Origin of the sequence: Methanosarcina acetivorans C2A (assembly GCF_000007345.1) — an archaeon.
Lineage (GTDB): Archaea > Halobacteriota > Methanosarcinia > Methanosarcinales > Methanosarcinaceae > Methanosarcina > Methanosarcina acetivorans.
In genome coordinates this window covers 2,768,915-2,786,447 of record NC_003552.1, presented here as the reverse complement: position 1 = coordinate 2,786,447, position 17,533 = coordinate 2,768,915, and the positions used below count along the sequence as shown (strand labels likewise).

Sequence of the window (17,533 nt, the reverse complement as noted above, 5' to 3'; positions counted from 1 at the left end):
TCTTATTAGCTTTGGCTGCCAAAACTGGTTTCAATTAAAAAACAAGAACAGGCTGTAGCAGTTAAAATCTGGAGGAAAAATGATTCTTAATAATAAGTACAAACCCGGGGTCTATTTTGCTGCGACCGTTATAGCGACCTATGTTCTCTGGTTTGCAGGGGCGTATTTAAGTTTTCAGGATGATGAAAGCGGGCTGTATATGCTACTTATGCTGCCCGGACTGATGGCACCTTTTCTGATCTCACTTATTATGATCTTTACATCAAAAAACCCAGATTTGAAAAAGGATTTTATTAACCGGCTCACCAACCTCAGGCTGATTCAACCAAATAATACTGCCGGCATTTTTCTTAATAATGCCGTTCTCTGCCCTGGCTTCTATCCTGCTTTCGCTTCCTTTAGGGGGTTCGGTCTCGCAGTTCCAGCTTGCCGAAGGTTTCTCTTTTTCAACAGGCTTTGTCCCTGTACTATTTCTTCTTATGCTTGCTGCAGGTTTTGAAGAACTTGGGTGGAGAGGATATGCCTTTGACAGCCTTCAAAGCCGGTACACCTACTTTACGGCATCTCTTATTTTCAGTATACTCTGGTCGCTCTGGCACTTCCCGCTGATCTTTGTCAATAATTCTTACCAGTATGAGATTTTCCACGAAAACATCTTGTATGGGGTGAATTTTTTTGTAAGCATCATCCCCCTGGGAGTGATTATCAGCTGGATCTGAATAAAAAATGGGAAAAGTGTTATCGCGGCGATCCTCTTTCACTTTATTGTCAATATCTCTCAGAAGATGCTGAATATATCTCAGACGACGAAGTGTATCGAGACCCTGATTTTCGCTGTTGTTGCCGCTGCCATCATTACTTTGGACAACGAGCTGTTTTTTTCGAAAGAATGTCTTGCTGCCGGGGCTAACTAAATGACGGATAAAACCGAAAAAATGAAAGTTGAACTCGAAAAAAAGATAGATGAACCCGAAAACCTTTTTTCCAAATTCCTTTTTATTTGGTTTGGGCAGTTCATCTCAATAATAGGCACCGACCTTACTATTTTTTCTTTAGGAATATATGTATACCAGCAGACCGGTGCGGCTTCAAGCTACGTCTTTATACTGATGTGCGTGTTTTTGCCCCCCTTCCTCCTGAAACCCTATGGGGGAATCCTAGCAGACCGTTACGACAGGCGCCTGATGATGGTCCTCGGGGACCTGGGAGCAACGCTCGGGCTTCTCTTTATATTTTTTATGATGATTAGGGGAAATATCGAACTCTGGCACATTTATCTCGGGATTGCAGCGAGTTCGATTTTTTCAGCTATTCAGGAACCGGCCTATAAGGCTCTAATTACTGACCTCCTGCCCGAAGCCCAATACGACAAAGCAAGCGGGCTGGTGCAGCTGGCAAGTTCAGCTCGATATTTAATCTCCCCTTTTTTAGCCGGAATTTTACTGACACTAATTGACATTGAATTTACTTTTTTAATCGACATCAGCCCCCTCTTAATTTCCAGCTCTATTGTTATATGGGTAAGAAAATTTTTAGGAAAAACGACAATAAAGCATCCGGAACAAAATATCATAGCCGACTTTAAGGAAGACATTGAAGAGTTTTCAAAAAATGGAGGCGTGGTAAACCTAGTTCTCACTACCATGCTCGTACTTTTTTTTGTCGGGCTGCTTCAATCCCTTTTTATTCCGATGCTGCTGGGCCTGACAACAGTAAAAACAGTGGGGATCTCTCAATCAATCTGCGCATCAGGCATACTGATCGGAAGCCTGTTTCTCGGAGTATTCGGCTGCAAAAGCAAACAGGTTAAAACATTAGCTTTCTCGTTATTCCTGGCAGGCATATTTTTTGCCAATCCCGGGCTCTCAACAAATATAATTTTTATTACTCTGGCAGGCTTCATGTTTTTTGGCACCCTGCCCTTTATTAATACCTCCATTGAAGTCCTGATTCGGAAAAATATTGAAAACAGAAAGCAGGGGCGTGTTTGGTCAATTATTTCCATGGTCACTTATCTCGGCTCCATCGCAGCTTTTGCAGTCGCAGGTTTTTTAGCGGATAAAGTTTTCAACCCGCCTCTGGAACTGGACGGTTTCCTGGTTGAAACAGCCGGTTTCATTGTTGGAGTTGGAGAAGGCAGGGTAATTGCCCTGATGTTCATTATTTCCGGATTAATGATTTCCATGATTGCCTTGTTGATCTGGCGAAATAAAAAAATAGAACGATTAGAAGAGGTTGAAGTGCAAGGCAGTAATGTAAACTTGGTTAAAGCAGGGGATTTTTAATGCCTTTCTAACCTGCCTTTTTAGGCGTATAAAACTCTACTGATGTCGAATTATGTGCTTGAACTTAAGCACAATAACTCAGGATTTAATTTTGAAAACCGTAATCAACTGGCAAGATAGATTTACGGAACCTGACATATGCGCTTAAAATATGGGAACTCAGGTTCTAAAGATTGTTCCTACAATATCTATTGTTTCAGAAATTCTTGCGAAATTAAAATTAACGAGTACTGATAGCATAAGTAATCTGAAAACAGAAGGAAACAAAACATGAGGAAACAGAAGTTGAGATGTCAAAAGGGTCTTGATGTGACCCATAAGGTCTGATCCACAATTTAATGTAGTTCTTTACTCAGTTAAGTTATGCCTATTTAAGTTATGCTTATTTAAGTCATTACTCAGTTAAGTTACTACTTAGTCAAGTCATTACCTATTTAAGTTACATACTTTCTTCGTACGTCTTCTTCATAGATCTGGGACTGACCTTATGGATCAATATATGTTATGTTGTTAAAGGTATAAAAGGACAGCGATAAAATATTTCTTTCTTTAACAAGTGAGAATTCAGGATAAATGATTATCCTGGGTTGTACGGTTTCACCGGAAAAGGATTGGCTAACCTGAAGAGGCTAGCCAGGTTTTTTGCGGTGTTAACACATTCCAAGACCCTTAAGGATCTTCTCTATATCTGCCTTTGATTTCTCTACAAAAACTCCCCTTGTACCCGAAATCATAACTATCCAATCGCCGCCGCTGTACATCCAGTTGTTCTGGGGTACCCAGTTCATTTTGTAGAGCTCCGTGTAAGCACTGGCAAGAGCATCGAACATCATGTTCACGGCTCCGCAGAACTTTGCAGTCATCACGGCCATCACTTTTGGCATCTCAGTCTTTGATTTGTACTCCACAAGCTTTCCATCCGGGCTGAAAATCCCGGCTGCCATTACTCCATCAAACTTCAGAAGTTCGTCTAAAGAAAGGTTACATTCCTTTTCGCTCATACATTTACCCCCACTAAATTCGGTATCCCATTAAATCAGGTATTGTACTGGAGATTTACCCGTGAATGAAATCACGTGTATTGTTCAGTACAAAAATGGTTCCCTTGTTCCTGATTTATACATAAATAAACACAAAAAAATTGATGTAATATTATATAAATGTATCAAATTGAAAATGAAAAAAAGAAAGTTAAAAACTTAAATTTCGGTAAAGAAAAGCTTTTCAATCTGACAGATACCACTGTGGAATCGACCTTTATACCCCCGAAAAAGCTGAAGTCTTTTCTATTGAAGGAGGAACCGTTTCGGAGAGTTCTTATGACTTCCCCTGAGATCCTGCCTTACTGGAACCCCACTTATTACGTGATAATCGAAAATACCTCAGACATTTTGCAAGTATGGAAAACTTGCAGAGCATATAGTACAAAAAGGAGAACAGGTAAGTCCAGGACAGCTGATAAGATACGTGGGAATGGTCCTCAACTGTGCGAAAATAGATGAATGCGCTCTTTCCTATATCCTAAAATTGAAGAATAAAAACCCAAGCATGCTGCATTTTGAACTCTGGAAGGATAAGCCCGTCACCTCCCATAGAAAATACCCAGGTGGGAACTGGTTTTCGGAAGAAAAGCCAGAAAATCTCATAGACCCTGCGGAATATCTGGCATCAATAAGAGACTGAATGAAATATCCTGCCTGAAGTTCACGGCTTCTGCTGTGGGTTTTTGTGATGGGCTATACTGTTTTTGTTATATGATAAGGAACGAAACTTAAGAAGATAATAAGTTTCCGGAAGAAAGACTTTCAACGTGAATATAAATAGACAAGTTTGCCATTAATTCATAGTTCTAATTAATATTTTTTTAATGTTGTGCTATGTGTTTTAAACTGTTTACAACACAAAAGTCCTTGCAGAATCACTGCAAAAACCAATAAATAAATATAGTAACATAATAAAAATATAATTATATTAAAGAATACGTTAAACGGATGTTGATACAATAAATACACAGTAGGAAATATATTAGTGTACAATCAGGATTTAAACATTGTAACACAAAATTGAACCTGGTATGGAGGTTCGTTGCTACCCCTTTTATATAAAAGGAAGGCAGATTTGTCCATATGCATGGAGAAGAGGAAAAAGACCTTACAGCTTATTGCGGCCTTTACTGCGCTGATTGTATCCATTTTCAGAATAAACACAGTAAAATCGCGGGGCAACTTAAAGAGGAACTTGAGAATATAGACTTTCAGAGTTATGCCAGTATAAAAAGTCCTTTTGGTTCGGAGTTTCAGCAGTACGATGCGTTTCTTACCGTGCTTGAAGCCCTCATGAACCACTCCTGTTCCGAAGGTTGCAGAACCTCAGGAGGGTGCGGTGCAGCGCCCTGCCAGATAATTCAGTGCTGCATGGAAAAAAGCTACGAGGGATGCTGGGAATGCGGGACTTTTGAAACCTGTGAGAAATTTGAGGCTTTAAAGCCCCGCTGCGAAGCTTCGGTAATGCATAACCTCAAAGAGATAAGGAAAAATGGTCTTGAAGGCTGGAGCAAGCGCCGCAGGCCTATTTATAACTGGCAGCAGGCATGATGAAGAGAGACCTAAGAAGCAGTCAGAAGAAAAAATGAGGATTTAAAATAATCCTCTGAGACGTAACTACACTTAATGGCTCATCGAATTTACTCGATAAACGAATTTGATGTCTGAAGAATATTTTAGAGGGATTCGAATGGCAGCTCAAGCCGATAAAACAGCACCGATTCATCTAGAAATGGAAGCATTCAAAAACCTTCAAGTAATCAAAGACTATTACCTCGTCCTAGGCGGTGGAAAAATCGGCACAGATTTTCTTCGATACGCCCTGAAAAACAGGTTTCCCTTCGTGCTTATTATCGACAGGGACGAAAACGCACCTGCATCAAGAGAATCCCGGGTTCTTAAAACCAGGAGCGAACTTGTAAATCTCCTGAGGGAAAAAGCAAAAATTCCCCCCCGGGAAGAAGTAGCCGAACAACTTCCCGGAACAGAAGACAAAAGTAGAAGCGAAAATAAAAGAGAAAGCAAAAAAGAAAATAAAAGAGAAAATAAGGAGTCCGAAACCTACTTTTACGCGATGGATATGCACAGCATCCCTCTTCTCCTCAGTCTGGGCATCCCTGAAAATATCATCCCTGCCGTGCCTTGCCATGCAGTTGCATATATACTTGCAGACATTTTAAAGTTCCCGGTGCAGCAAACGTGGAATGAGGGGAGCCAGGCAGATCTTCCTGAAAAAGAGATCTCTGAGATAAATCTTTCAGGGGGAAACAGACCTGTAAATGAACTCTTCATCCGACCTAAAGATTCAGAGCTCATGCCCTTTTTCGAAACTCTTGCAGCAGTTTTTCCCGAAGATGTAATCGCAGGCAGTTACCCTGAGTATGGAATGCTGTTTTTTTCATACGCAAGGGAAGGCGAAATATGTCCGGATGGCTGTCCGGGACCGCGAGATCGATGCCCGATCTTCGGGAGAAATAAACCGAAAACCATCACTGAATATTCCAGGGAACTCAATAATACCATATCTGGCTGGGTCTTTGAAAGCCACCAGATGAAGCCGGGAATAGGCGGGCTCAAGGGAGAGGAGTTCAAACAGAATATACTGGAAATCATGGAATTCGTAAGTACACTTCAGGAAGAAAGGAGCTTTAGAAAGTCTGAAAAACCCAAGGAAAAGGCTTTTTTCATAGCCACGACATGCACCTGCCATGGGGTTTTGAATCTCTTCTACATTACCTGAGTTTACTTTTCCGAACCTTCACTCCTTTATAATCCAGAGTCTTCAGAGACAAAAGCTACATCTATCAGCATGCCCGATACCTGTAAGGGGATTATATGGATGCATTTGTGGGTACAAGTGGCTGGTACTATGAGTGGAATAAAAAGAAAAATCTGGACTGGTTTGTGGAAAACTCGGGGCTTAATTCCGTAGAGCTCAACGCAAGTTTTTACAGATTTCCTTCTTCAAACAATATACTGAACTGGAGCACGAAGGGGGCAGAACTCAGGTGGAGCATAAAAGTCCACAGGTCCGTAACCCACTGGCGACAGTTCGGGGAAAGTGCTCTTGAGACCTGGGAAAATTTTCGGGAACTTTTTGAACCCCTGGACCATCGGATCGATTTCTACCTTTTTCAGGCGCCGCCGAAGTTCGATGATGCTGCAAAAGCGCTCGGGTTTGCGGAAGAAACAGGGCTTGGGGAAAGGTTTGCTCTGGAAATAAGGAATAAAGAATTGCTCGGAAACAATGAGCTGTGTGCGGAACTTCTGAAAAAGGTGACCCTGGTATCCGTAGACTCGCCGGATTACAGGAACCGGATATTTCCAGGAAAAATCGTTTATATGCGAATGCACGGAAGAGATGGCTGGTACAGTTACAATTATACGCAGGAAGAAATTAAAGAAATTGCCCGGAAAATCGATGTATTTGAGCCGGAAAAAGTCTACATTTATTTTAATAACAATCATAACATGCTTGAAAACGCAAGAAAGGCGTTAGAAGTCTTTTCCGAAATGTAAACCTGGTAATTTTGTTCCAATTTTCAAAAATTAGCTGTTTTGATGACTATAATTTCACAGCGTGATGGCTACAGTTCTGATTTGTTTGCCGGGCAGGGAAAAAATTGACTCCAATTGTTAACCGGGACCTAATGAATAAATTATTATATAAAGAGATATATTTAAAGTTTTGATCCAGATATCCCATACAGTCAAAAGTCAAAAGGTCTCAAAATAAAATTTTAGCTTTTTCTGAGATTGAAGCTGATGGCAGAAAAGAGAATTACCTGGAACTCCCTATATATAAAACCAAAGTTGAAAAACAAAGTGGAATATATGTTCTGGAGTAAAGATGATATTGTCGAAAGGTTGAGCAAAATACCTAGAACCCTTGAAGACATTTCAATAGAAGTTTTTGAAGGTGTACCCCCGGAAAATAATTTTTTATGCGAAACAAGCCTTTCGAGAGAATATTGCACCGATGCGTCCAACAGCTATGGAAACCCGCAAACAAATATAAGCGTAGCACAGGTGAGTATTGAAAAAGAACTTATGCATCCTTATGTGGATGGTTCTTCTTCGAATGAATTTGCCGTTCATCCCTCGCAGCACCGGTTTCTGCTGCCGTATGAGATCCTGGGCTATGAAATAAGGAAGAAATACAGAATCTTTCAACCGGAAGAGTTGAAAACAAAGTTTCCTGCGGCTTATGAACAGCTAATGGAAGTAAAACAAAAAGCAGGAACCGAAAAGCAGGAACTGGACTCTGTCGAATGTTACCGGCTGGAAAACGAAAGTTTTCTGCAGTATATTAAAACGCCCAAAATAATTATTACTAACCACTGCCAGCTTCATGCTTCCTACGATGCGACCGGAAGCCATGTTTTTGCAGATGGCATAGGAGTTGTGCTTGGGGATATTACACTCTACCATTATGTCACAGCTGTCCTTAACTCTGCTATAGCAAGGGCTCTACCTGAGATATGGCACCGTGAAAAAATGCAGAAAAATAACCATCTGAACGCAAGAATGCTAAAAAGATTCCCGATCGAGTTCCCTAAAAAAGAAATCACTGAGACTCTTGTAAGCACAATCTGCAGGTATCTGATTTATCTCAACAGGCAAAAACAGGTATCAAAGGCTTATCCGAAATCTGAGTACCAGAACCTGATTGATTTTTACAAAAGAATTTCAGATCTTCTGATTCTGGATACCTATATCACAGATGACCTTGATCCGAAACTCCTTGAAATCCTTGCGGAAAACATCACAGCCCCCAGAGAGGAATTTGAATACAGTAACGACATAAATCTTTTGATAGGGCTGCAGGCGATAAAGCAAAATATCCTGGGCTCTGCGGATTTCCGTAAGTGCAGGTTCAACAATGAATTCACCAACATTCTGGCTACCCTGAAAAATAACGGCGTCTGGTAAAAAGAGATAAGGCCTTTTTTCTGGTTCTTAACTTAAAGGATTTTGCTTTTTATTCCTTTTCTTTTTCAAACAATTTTTTCCAGCAGGTTTTTTTTCCAGCGCCTTTAATCCGAAAAATTCTTTTTCAGATCCCCCATCTATCCGGGTCATTTCAGCTATTTGTAATCGATTCAGCCATCCAGACCGTTTAAGCTATTTGGATGGATTCAGCCATTCAGGCCGTTTCAGCTAGGATCGCTTCAACTATTAGGATCAATTCAGCCATTTATTTCTGTCAGGATTATTCTTCAGCTTTGCAGAAACTTCGGTCTTCCCGAGGTGCCGAAAGGATACATGTCCTGCAACCCTCTTCCCTTGATTCAAGGCTCCTGATTAGCTGCATAAGTATTTGTTTATTTAAATCCTCTTTTTGCATCACGACCGAAACATTGCTGTTCAACAACTCCGTTTCTTCGGCACTCAGGTCTCTTGCAGTGCAGACGATGACAGGGATGTCCACGGTCTCAGGGTCTTTCTTCAGGGTCCTTATAACCTCAAAACCCGATACTTCCGGCATCATCAGGTCCAGAATTATAGCATCTGGAAGCTCTGTTAATGCCTTGTCAATTGCTTCCTTTCCTCCATATGCCCTACTGATAATGTAACCTTCTTCTTTAACCAGGGAAACCATAAGTTCAACCATATCCTCCTGGTCATCCGCGATCAGAATTTTCGGAGACCCTTTCTTCGTTTTCTTATTCAAACGCTCCAGAGTTGAAAGCAGGATTGATTTTTCAACCGGCTTGACAAGATGGTCAAATGCACCCCAGACCATGTTGCACTCATCCCGTTCATCGATCGAGAGGAGAAGTATGGGAATTCCGGCAGTTTCACTGTCTTTTTTCAGGTTTTTAAGCACGTCCCATCCATTCATCTCAGGCAGCATGAGGTCCAGAGTGATTACGAAGGGATTTAACTTCTGAGCAAGGGACAGGGCCTGTTTTCCACTTAAAGCCCGGACTACCCTGTAGCCGGCTTCCTTTAACGTGAAGATGAGCAGTTCCCTCGACAATTTATCGTCTTCGACAATCATCACAAGAGGCTCGGAACCGTCTGAGCCTTCAGGCTCAAAAATCTCCACGAAGTCTTTTTCTTCGGATTTTTCTGTCTGACTTCCTATTTCGGAGTTACCTGCTTCTCCTGTTTCGGCAGGGATTTCGAAATTATTTGCTCCATTTATCCCGCAAATTTCAGGGATTTTCATCTTCTCCCCGGAGTTCAGGATTTCTACGGGCACTTCGAAAGTAAAGGTTGAACCTTTCCCGGGTTCGCTCTCAACCCAGATCCTGCCCCCGTGCATCTCTACGAAATTCTTGGATAGCACAAGGCCAAGGCCGGTACTTTCGTATTCACGGCTGAGGGCAAAATTAATCTGTTTGAAGGGCTTGAAAAGATGTTTTATCTCATCCTGTGAAATCCCTATCCCGGTATCGGATACCGTAACCCTGATCCTGTTTTCGGATCTCCTACCCACGACTTCAACCGAGCCTCCTGCGGGAGTGAACTTTATTGCATTGCTTACAAGGTTATACATTATCTGCTTGAAACGAGTCCTGTCGGCATAGATAAGGAAATCTGATTCCACATTGAAATCCATAGAAATATTTTTCTTCAGAGCAAGAGGAGAGCTTATACTCTTTGTATCGGCAAAAATATCGTAAAGGGAGAAAAAGTCAGGTTCAAGGTCCATTTTCCCGGCTTCGATCCTGGAAAGGTCAATGACACTGTTTATGAGCGAAAGCAGATGTTTTCCGCTGTTTGAGATATGCCCAAGAAACTTTCTGTTAAGTTCGTCAAACTCGCCTGTTGCCTCTCCAAGCATTAGCTCTGAAAAACCAATTATGGCAGTGAGAGGGGTACGCAGTTCATGGCTCATGGTCGCAAGGAATTCGCTCATTGCACGGTTTGCTCCTTCGGCTGCGAGTTTTGCCTGCAGAAGCTCTTCTTCAACCTTTTTACGTTCGGAGAGGTCAATGAAACTTTCAACAAAATACCCGTTTCCTCCTATTGAGACGGGCACAACGTTTCTGAGGATAGATATTTTGTCTCCTCCGGCTTTGAAAAGGATACTCTCAGAGAGCTCACCTGCCGGATCCAGCGATGGCACGTTACACCTTTCTTCCCCTGCCTGGCAGATTAACCGGCTGCAGACCATTCCTATAAGTTCCTTTTCGGAATAACCCGTGGTTTTCAGGGCGACCGGATTTGCATCTACAATTTTTCGGGAGGAAGCTTCGATCAGCAGGATACTGCAAAGGGTGTTGTCAAGGACGGTTTTGAACCTTTCCCGATTCTCCTGCTCCAACCTTTCCGCATTTTTCACCCCGGTAATGTCCTGGGCTACAATATGAATTATATTATTATTTCTGTCGATAAGGGACAGGCTGACCTCGATATCAACAATTTCCCCTTCAGCTTTCTGGTACCTCATTTCAAAACAAGAAGAAGCCTGCTTGAAAGTTTCCTTAAGCGCCTGCTGAAGCTCGGAAAGGTACTCAGGTGGAATGAAGGAGATAAGAGAAACATTAAGTGGCCTCTCTTCCCGGAAACCGAAAATTTCACAACCTTTATTATTTATGTCCAGGACCTTTTTTCCGTCCGAAATAATAACAGCATCATTGGACATCTCAAATAGAGCCCGGTACATCTGATCTTTTTCCCTGAGATCTTCTTCTGCTTTCCTGTAAAGTGTGAGGGTATTTTCAAGTTCCATCCATCTCCCGAGAGAAAATATTCCCATTCCAAAAGAAGTATATATCGAAAGAATTAGCAGAAGCCCCAGTCCATCAAGGTTGTACTCCTCAACAAACAATACGACAGATTCAAAAAGATTATAGTTGGAAGCTACCAGTGTAAATATAAAGCCCAGAACCAGAATAAATATTAGTTCATTGGACTTTTTCATAAACGGCGACTTTGAAATATTTTCCATCCCATATCCCCCTTAAAGGACCAGAACCTGTGTAAATTTCACAATACCTGGTAACCACCCGTGCAGGTATCTAAGATTAATTTGAATCTGTCGATATCAATGGGCTTTGAGATATAGCCGTTACATCCTGCTTTTAAGAACCTGTCCTCGTCTCCCTGCATGGCATGAGCCATAAGGGCAATTACAGACGTCTTCCGGATTTCAAAAATCTTTTTGATTTTTTTCAGGACTTCAAGCCCGTCAAATCCCGGTAGCTGTTTGTCAAGAAGTATGAGATCGAACCTATTTTCTTCAGCAATTTTGAGAGCGTCAAACCCGTCCCCGGTTTCTCTGCTCTCATAGCCAGAAGAGGTAAGAAAAAAACTGATGAGTTCCAGAATTACAGGACTATCCTCAACTACAAGTATACTTTTCATTTCCATGACCCCTCAACCTGCATATATTAAGAGACCTGGCAAAATACAGATGCTTCTGGCAAATTGACCCTTTTTTCCGAACCCTGAGATAATATAGCGGGCTTCTACATCTCTATGAGCTTCTATAAGTCCATAAAGTGGATTATACACTCCCAAATCTCCAGAGCGAAAAGCAAAGAGTATCTTTGGCAGACTCCCTTAGATAATTATATAAAGACCCCGTCGTTTTCCCCATTTCCAAAAACTTACCATAACGTAAGTTAACTATCTTATTCTTATTTCCCAGATAAGACAGAATTTATTAAAATTTAAAATTTAAACAGTAATTGAATTCAATACATATAAAAATTTTGTTGCTTGACAAGAAAAAGCCGGATCAGCAGGTAAATGGAACTGGTTTTCTTAAAAAAAGGAAGGGTGATTACCAGAAAACAAAAGAATAACTGGAGAGTACCCGAAGAATAGTTGGAGATCAACAGGAGAGCAGTCAGAGAGGGAAATCCATGCATGATTTGAAAAATAAGGATGGAAAGCAATTGGAATATTAAACCTGTTATAAAGAATGGGAACAATCCGAAGAATATGGGAATAAAAATTAGAAAGTGAAAAAAGAAAAAGTAGGAGAAAGTGAAAAAAGAAAAGTAGAGAAAAGAAAGGAAACAATGAAGAAAAATTAAAAGGCAAATAAAGAGCCTTCAGCATTCAGGTCCCCCGTGATTATGAAGTCGGCCTCACCCGGAAAAGCTACACTGGTATAGTCAAAGGATGAGGGCAGGGAATTAAGTTATTTGATCGCTATACTGCGTCGAGTATAAAAAGAAGGACGTGGTATAGCGAATAAAGTTGTATGGTAAGAATGTACCTTAATCTCTGTGATACACTAATATAGCTTGGGGTAGCCTATATATGGATCAATCCGGAATATTTCCAGTTAGAAGTTCCATTAAAGATCTTAATTATTCTGCTTTTCATTCAGGAGGGGTGATTTACGGCTAATTCCAGGGAAGGTTCGGCAAAAGCGGAAATTTTTACTGAAAGCGGTTTTATTGAGAATGAGGAAAGAGACGTGAAAAAGGAAGAAGAAAAGAAAGAGTTAAAGAAAGAGTCAAAGGGAGAAAACCACAGGATCCTGTTTGAAGGATATAATCAGAGGTTAAAGGATCTGGATCCTGAACTGCTCACACCGGAAGATGAAATCAGCTTAAAGGAAGCTTTCAGGCATGCAAAAGAGGTGCTGGGGCCTGAGGAACTTATAAGCTGGTTTATAGGTGCAGCCGAGCCGTTCTACAGGTCTGCAACCTGGGAAGTGCTTTTACCCATATACGAAGAGCTGCTTGATAGTGCGAAAAGGGAACTCGGCCCGGAATCTCCGGGAACTGCAGCTGTATTGAACGGGCTTGGCGGAATTTACCGGTACATGGGAAAGCTCGAAGAAGCCCTGAAGTTGTATTTAAAAGCCCTCAGAATCCGGGAAAAAACTTTAGGGCAGGACAGACCTGAGACCGGAGACACGCTCAGTGAACTTGGAATCCTCTACAATGTGATGGACAGGCCCGAAGAAGCCCTTCTGTATTATAACCGGGCTCTTGAAATTCAGGAAAAGTTTCTGAGTCCTGAGAACCTGGGAACTGTCAGGACGCTTAATAGAATGGCTTTTTACTATCAGGGAATGGAAAAGCCCGAAAAAGCCGAAGAGCATTTCATCCGCGCCCTCGGGTTGCTCGAAAAACTCAAAGAAAAGGAGCCGGAGAATAGAAAAGTCCTGGCTTATACTGCGGGCACCCTGAACAATCTGGGAGTGCTTCTCTCGGAAATGGGCAAACTTGAGGAAGCCGAGGAAAGATACGGTCAGGCCCTGAAACTCCAGGAAAAGATATACGGAAATGAACACCCCCAGATAGCCCAGACTTTGACCAACCTTGCCCTGCTTTATTTCCAGACAACACGGTATGAAAAAGCCATGATTCTCTATACACGCTCCCTTGAGATCATGGAAAAACTGGGGAAAACCGAACATGCAGGCTTTGCCACAACCCTTAACAACCTCGCAGGCGTTTATGTCCAGAAAAACCGCTACGAAAAAGCCCTTGAACTTTACACGCGAGCCCTCGAAATCCGTGAAAGGATCCTGGGCCCGGATAATCCCGAAGTTGCCAAGACTTTAAACAACCTTGGAGAACTGTACAGAATCCTCGGCCAGCACAAAAAAGCTCTTCCTCTCTACTCTCGCGCCCTCAAAATCTATGAAAACACGCTGGGCCCCACCCACCCCGATGTCGGCACAACCCTGAACAACCTCGCAGGCCTCCATGAAAGCATGGGAGAATACGAAACCGCAATCGACCTCTACGAAAAAGCCCTGGACATAATCGAAAAAGAATACGGGCCCGACCACCCATATTTCAAGGTCACACGAAATAATTTACTTGGACTGTACGAGAAAATGGAGAGGAGCTGGCGGGAATAAAAAGTATTCAACCTAAAGATATTTGATGATTAAAGATGTTTGATGCTATGAAAATTCGATACTTGCAGGTAATTCGATGCTTACAGGTAGGCTCTCCTTTTCCTCAACTGATTGATCTTACAGAGAAGACGTAAATGAATATTTCATTTTTTTCTCCCCGGCTTTTAAACCGGACCTTTCCCTCTGCCCGGGTACAACGTTTACATATTTCAGTATATATAAATGACGATTAATGCAACTTAAAGTAACCAAAAATGAGTTCGAAAAACGGTAGTCTACACTTAAGGGGGATTAGAAGTGTCAGTAAATGACAGGATGAATACTACCAAAGAGCTTCGGGACATGGGTAGGGTTCTCAAAGAGCAGGTGCCCCGCAGCAGTCACGGGACCTGGATACCCAATCCTTCCAGACCTAATTGACCTGCTTCAGGAACAGGACAGGACCCGTCTTGAACACCTTTTGCCTATCAAATACGGCCGCATGCTGGCATCACCCTTTGTCTTCATGCGAGGTTCGGCTGCTGTGATGGCATCCGACCTTGCTACAACTCCGGTGACCGGGCTCCAGGTGCAGCTCTGCGTGGATGCACACCTTTTAAACTTCGGCATTTTTGCAACCCCTGAACGCAAACTGGTTTTCGACATTAACGATTTTGATGAGACTTAATCCCGGTCCCTGGGAATGGGATCTCAAGCGCCTTGCAGCCAGCTCGGTGATTGCAGGAAGGGAGAACGGGTTTGGAGATTCGGTAAACCGAAAACTGGCTAATGTTGTCGGTAAATATTACGGCAGAGCCATAGAACGTCTTTCCCAGACTGCCTTCCTGGATTGTGGTATTACCGTGGAGGTGGATAAGGTCCTCGAGGTCTTTGAGCAGGCCTCAAAAAGAGCCGGGAAAAATGCCCGGAAGGCGGGTAGGAAGGCACGCGAGAGTACGCAGGAGCATACGATGGTGAAGCTCACCAAGGTTGTCAACAATAGAAGGCAAATTCGCAACAATTCACCCCCTGCTTGCACGTCTGAGTGAGATACTGCCCGAAGAAAAAAAAGCCGGAATAACAGAACAGTACGTTGAAAACCTGTACCGGGATTTCATAAACACCCTGCCCGCGGAAAGGCATCGGCTAGTCTCACACTTTAGGATCTCGGACGGAGCTTTGCGAGTAGGAGGCATTGGGAGCATTGGAACGCGCTGTATTATAATTATATTTCATCTCGAAGGCGCGAATAAAGATGAAGCTCTGATACTGCAGCTGAAAGAAGCCGGACAGTCGGTCCTGGAACCCTATGTCGAGAAAAAAGATTACGCCGGCAACGCACGACGCGTGGTTGTAGGACAGAAGCTTATGCAGGCAGCCAGTGATATCTTTCTGGGATGGATCGAAGATCCAAAAACCGGAATCCAGTACTACTGGCGCCAATTGAAAGACATGAAGAGCTCTTTTGACCTGAATTCCCTTCAAGAACCCGGCCTGGAAACATACCTCAAGGTGTGCAGTGTCTGCCTTGCCCGAGCCCACGCCAGAACGGGGGATGCAGCCTGCATTTCAGGATACATCGGCAAAAGTGACGCTTTTTGTGAGGCGATAACCGATTTTGCCGTAGCCTAGCCGACCAGACAAAACGCGATTATCAGGCACTGAAGGAGGCGGTAAAATCGGGCCGCATTAAAGCTGAGAAAGGCACATAGAAATCACAAGAAAATTTTAAAAATAACTCTCACGGTTACGAACACCGAGTTGCTATTCGGTAGCCACCAATCCTTTTCGCCACGTTTTTCCCCTCTCAAGAGGACTAAATTACAATATCTTTGACCCACTCAACCATATTCGCTATCTTGAACCTTTCTTATCCCGCTCGATGCAGGAGAGCGGCCTTTTCCAAAAAGACGGAAAAGAATAAAGGGACAGAGGGAGTGTAAAAACTTCTGTGAAAGCTTGCAAGTTTGAAAGAGAATCCTAAGGTCAAAGAGATGATATTCCGGTCTTATTTCTCTTTCAAATCTGTTTTTCTTCTTTATGGTAAGGGCCGCCAGATAAGCTGGCGGAGGCGTTTATTTCCATGTAAACTAAAAGAGGCTCCAGGAGTCAAGATTACTCCTTATCTCAGAAGGAACCTTTTTCAACAAACTTACCTGCCCCGTACAGTATCGGCTAATTACAAAATCAGCCATTATAAAACCAGCTGCATTTTAGGAGCACTTTTATTACATTTATGTTAAGTGCTTCTATTACTACTGATTTCCTGCAATAAACTCTTCAATCATAAGGTATGCCTCATCATCCGGATACTGCTTTGGAGGGTGTTTCATGAAATATGCGGACGGCTGATAAAGAATTCCGCCTTTCCCCCTATCCAGTGCAAGTTTGCAGCACCTGATAGCGTCAATTACGACCCCGGCAGAGTTTGGAGAGTCTTCTACCGATAGCCTTAATTCAAGGTTCATGGGCACATCTCCGAAGAGTTTGCCTTCAATCCGCAGGAAGCAGACCTTGTTGTCTTTCTGCCAGGAAACATAGTCACTCGGGCCCACATGGATATTTCCGTTTTCAAGCCGCTCGGCAAGCACGGACTGCACGGCTTCGGTTTTCGAGATTTTTTTGGACGCAAGCCGGTTTCGGTTTAGCATATTCAGGAAATCGGTGTTTCCACCTGTGTTGAGCTGGTATGTCCTTTCGAGTTTTACTCCCCGTTTTTTGAAAAGGTCGGCAAGAGTCCTGTGGACTATGGTTGCTCCGAGCTGGGACTTGATGTCATCGCCGATGATCGGAAGCTTCTTTTCTTCAAAGCGTTTTGCCCATTCAGGGTTGCTCGCAATAAAAACAGGCATATTGTTGATAAAGGCACAGCCGGCTTCAAGGGCGCATTCGGCATAGAATAGGGCAGCTTCTTCGGAACCCACAGGCATGTAATTTACAAGAATCTCGGCTCCAGAATTTTGCAGGACACTTACTACTTCCTCTTTTGTTGCCCCCTCCCCTTCCACGGGCAGGAACCTGCACTCTTCGGGATAATTGAAAAGATGTTCGGAACAGCCGTCGAGAACCCTCCCCATACTAACTTCAATGCCTGTCCTCGGCACATCTGGACAGAAAACTGTTGTGCAGTTCGGAAGGGAAAAAATTGCTTCGGATACGTCCTTTCCAATCTTCCTCCGGTCGATATCGAAAGCTGCTGCCACTTCAATGTCATACGGGAAGTAGCCTCCAAGGTCCCGATGCATCAGGCCGATCGCATCTGCATCCTCATTTTTTCTGTAATATTCAATCCCCTGCAGAAGCGAACTTGCACAGTTTCCAACCCCTGCAATGGCAATTTTGATCCTGTCTTTACCTGCCATTAAAACTCCCCAAATAAATTTAAAATAGTACAAGAATAGTTTAAGATATCTTTAAACCCGGTTATCTTTAAACCCCAC

17 protein-coding genes and 1 pseudogene are annotated in these 17,533 nt (G+C 42.8%); 13 read left to right on the top strand and 5 right to left on the bottom strand.

Annotated features, from left to right (window positions below; all coding sequences use genetic code 11):
• Positions 1 to 79: 79 nt before the first annotated feature.
• A pseudogene (gene mmrce1 / locus MA_RS29180) lies at positions 80 to 914 on the top strand (MmRce1 family CPBP family CAAX prenyl protease).
• Entirely contained in the window at positions 915 to 2,285 is a 1,371-nt protein-coding gene (locus MA_RS11745) for an MFS transporter (protein WP_011022243.1), read from the top strand.
• A 650-nt stretch (positions 2,286 to 2,935) separates the two neighbouring features.
• Here MA_RS11745 and MA_RS11740 read toward each other — a convergent pair.
• On the bottom strand, positions 2,936 to 3,286 hold the full coding sequence (locus tag MA_RS11740; protein ID WP_011022242.1) for a DUF2173 family protein: 351 nt from the start codon (positions 3,284 to 3,286) through the stop codon (positions 2,936 to 2,938).
• Positions 3,287 to 3,445: 159 nt separating this feature from the next.
• Between MA_RS11740 and MA_RS26250 the strand changes: the two genes are divergently transcribed.
• The 6 genes from MA_RS26250 to MA_RS11715 all read left to right on the top strand — a co-directional run bounded on the left by MA_RS26250 (position 3,446) and on the right by MA_RS11715 (position 8,260).
• Positions 3,446 to 3,787, top strand: coding sequence for a hypothetical protein (locus MA_RS26250; RefSeq protein WP_011022241.1), 342 nt, complete (start codon positions 3,446 to 3,448; stop codon positions 3,785 to 3,787).
• A 25-nt stretch (positions 3,788 to 3,812) separates the two neighbouring features.
• Positions 3,813 to 3,968 (top strand): hypothetical protein, encoded by a 156-nt coding sequence (locus MA_RS26245; protein WP_157860196.1) that lies wholly within the window; start codon positions 3,813 to 3,815, stop codon positions 3,966 to 3,968.
• A gap of 443 nt (positions 3,969 to 4,411) precedes the next feature.
• Complete coding sequence (locus tag MA_RS11730; RefSeq protein ID WP_011022240.1) at positions 4,412 to 4,879, top strand: DUF3795 domain-containing protein; 468 nt, start codon at positions 4,412 to 4,414, stop codon at positions 4,877 to 4,879.
• A gap of 139 nt (positions 4,880 to 5,018) precedes the next feature.
• Positions 5,019 to 6,068 carry a hypothetical protein gene (locus MA_RS11725; protein ID WP_048065347.1) on the top strand — a complete coding sequence of 350 codons (1,050 nt, stop codon included), beginning with the start codon at positions 5,019 to 5,021 and terminating at the stop codon, positions 6,066 to 6,068.
• Positions 6,069 to 6,163: 95 nt separating this feature from the next.
• Positions 6,164 to 6,847, top strand: coding sequence for a DUF72 domain-containing protein (locus tag MA_RS11720; protein ID WP_011022238.1), 684 nt, complete (start codon positions 6,164 to 6,166; stop codon positions 6,845 to 6,847).
• A 246-nt stretch (positions 6,848 to 7,093) separates the two neighbouring features.
• Complete coding sequence (locus MA_RS11715; RefSeq protein ID WP_226990836.1) at positions 7,094 to 8,260, top strand: hypothetical protein; 1,167 nt, start codon at positions 7,094 to 7,096, stop codon at positions 8,258 to 8,260.
• 280 nt (positions 8,261 to 8,540) lie between these two features.
• On the opposite strand, the gene MA_RS11710 is transcribed toward MA_RS11715, so the two are convergent.
• The 3 genes from MA_RS11710 to MA_RS26950 are packed head-to-tail and all read right to left on the bottom strand — an operon-like array spanning position 8,541 to position 11,797.
• Positions 8,541 to 11,231 (bottom strand): hybrid sensor histidine kinase/response regulator, encoded by a 2,691-nt coding sequence (locus tag MA_RS11710; protein WP_157860195.1) that lies wholly within the window; start codon positions 11,229 to 11,231, stop codon positions 8,541 to 8,543.
• 38 nt (positions 11,232 to 11,269) lie between these two features.
• Complete coding sequence (locus MA_RS11705; RefSeq protein WP_011022235.1) at positions 11,270 to 11,653, bottom strand: response regulator; 384 nt, start codon at positions 11,651 to 11,653, stop codon at positions 11,270 to 11,272.
• A 6-nt stretch (positions 11,654 to 11,659) separates the two neighbouring features.
• Positions 11,660 to 11,797, bottom strand: coding sequence for a hypothetical protein (locus MA_RS26950; RefSeq protein ID WP_157860194.1), 138 nt, complete (start codon positions 11,795 to 11,797; stop codon positions 11,660 to 11,662).
• A 916-nt stretch (positions 11,798 to 12,713) separates the two neighbouring features.
• On the opposite strand from MA_RS26950, the gene MA_RS11695 reads away from it, so the two are divergent.
• The 5 genes from MA_RS11695 (at position 12,714) to MA_RS29390 (ending at position 15,725) form a co-directional block, all read left to right on the top strand.
• Complete coding sequence (locus MA_RS11695) at positions 12,714 to 14,114, top strand: tetratricopeptide repeat protein (RefSeq protein WP_011022234.1); 1,401 nt, start codon at positions 12,714 to 12,716, stop codon at positions 14,112 to 14,114.
• 297 nt (positions 14,115 to 14,411) lie between these two features.
• Positions 14,412 to 14,534 carry a hypothetical protein gene (locus MA_RS29405; RefSeq protein WP_281085434.1) on the top strand — a complete coding sequence of 41 codons (123 nt, stop codon included), beginning with the start codon at positions 14,412 to 14,414 and terminating at the stop codon, positions 14,532 to 14,534.
• A gap of 40 nt (positions 14,535 to 14,574) precedes the next feature.
• Positions 14,575 to 14,781, top strand: a complete 207-nt coding sequence (locus MA_RS29400) for a DUF2252 family protein (RefSeq protein WP_052279160.1) — start codon at positions 14,575 to 14,577, stop codon at positions 14,779 to 14,781.
• Complete coding sequence (locus MA_RS29395; protein WP_052279159.1) at positions 14,771 to 15,142, top strand: DUF2252 family protein; 372 nt, start codon at positions 14,771 to 14,773, stop codon at positions 15,140 to 15,142. Before MA_RS29400 ends, MA_RS29395 begins: the two co-directional genes overlap by 11 nt.
• Positions 15,084 to 15,725, top strand: coding sequence for a DUF2252 family protein (locus MA_RS29390; RefSeq protein ID WP_052279158.1), 642 nt, complete (start codon positions 15,084 to 15,086; stop codon positions 15,723 to 15,725). The genes MA_RS29395 and MA_RS29390 overlap by 59 nt, the downstream gene beginning before the upstream one ends.
• Positions 15,726 to 16,348: 623 nt before the next feature.
• On the opposite strand, the gene MA_RS11680 is transcribed toward MA_RS29390, so the two are convergent.
• Positions 16,349 to 17,455, bottom strand: a complete 1,107-nt coding sequence (locus MA_RS11680) for an inositol-3-phosphate synthase (protein ID WP_048065345.1) — start codon at positions 17,453 to 17,455, stop codon at positions 16,349 to 16,351.
• Positions 17,456 to 17,533 lie beyond the last annotated feature (78 nt).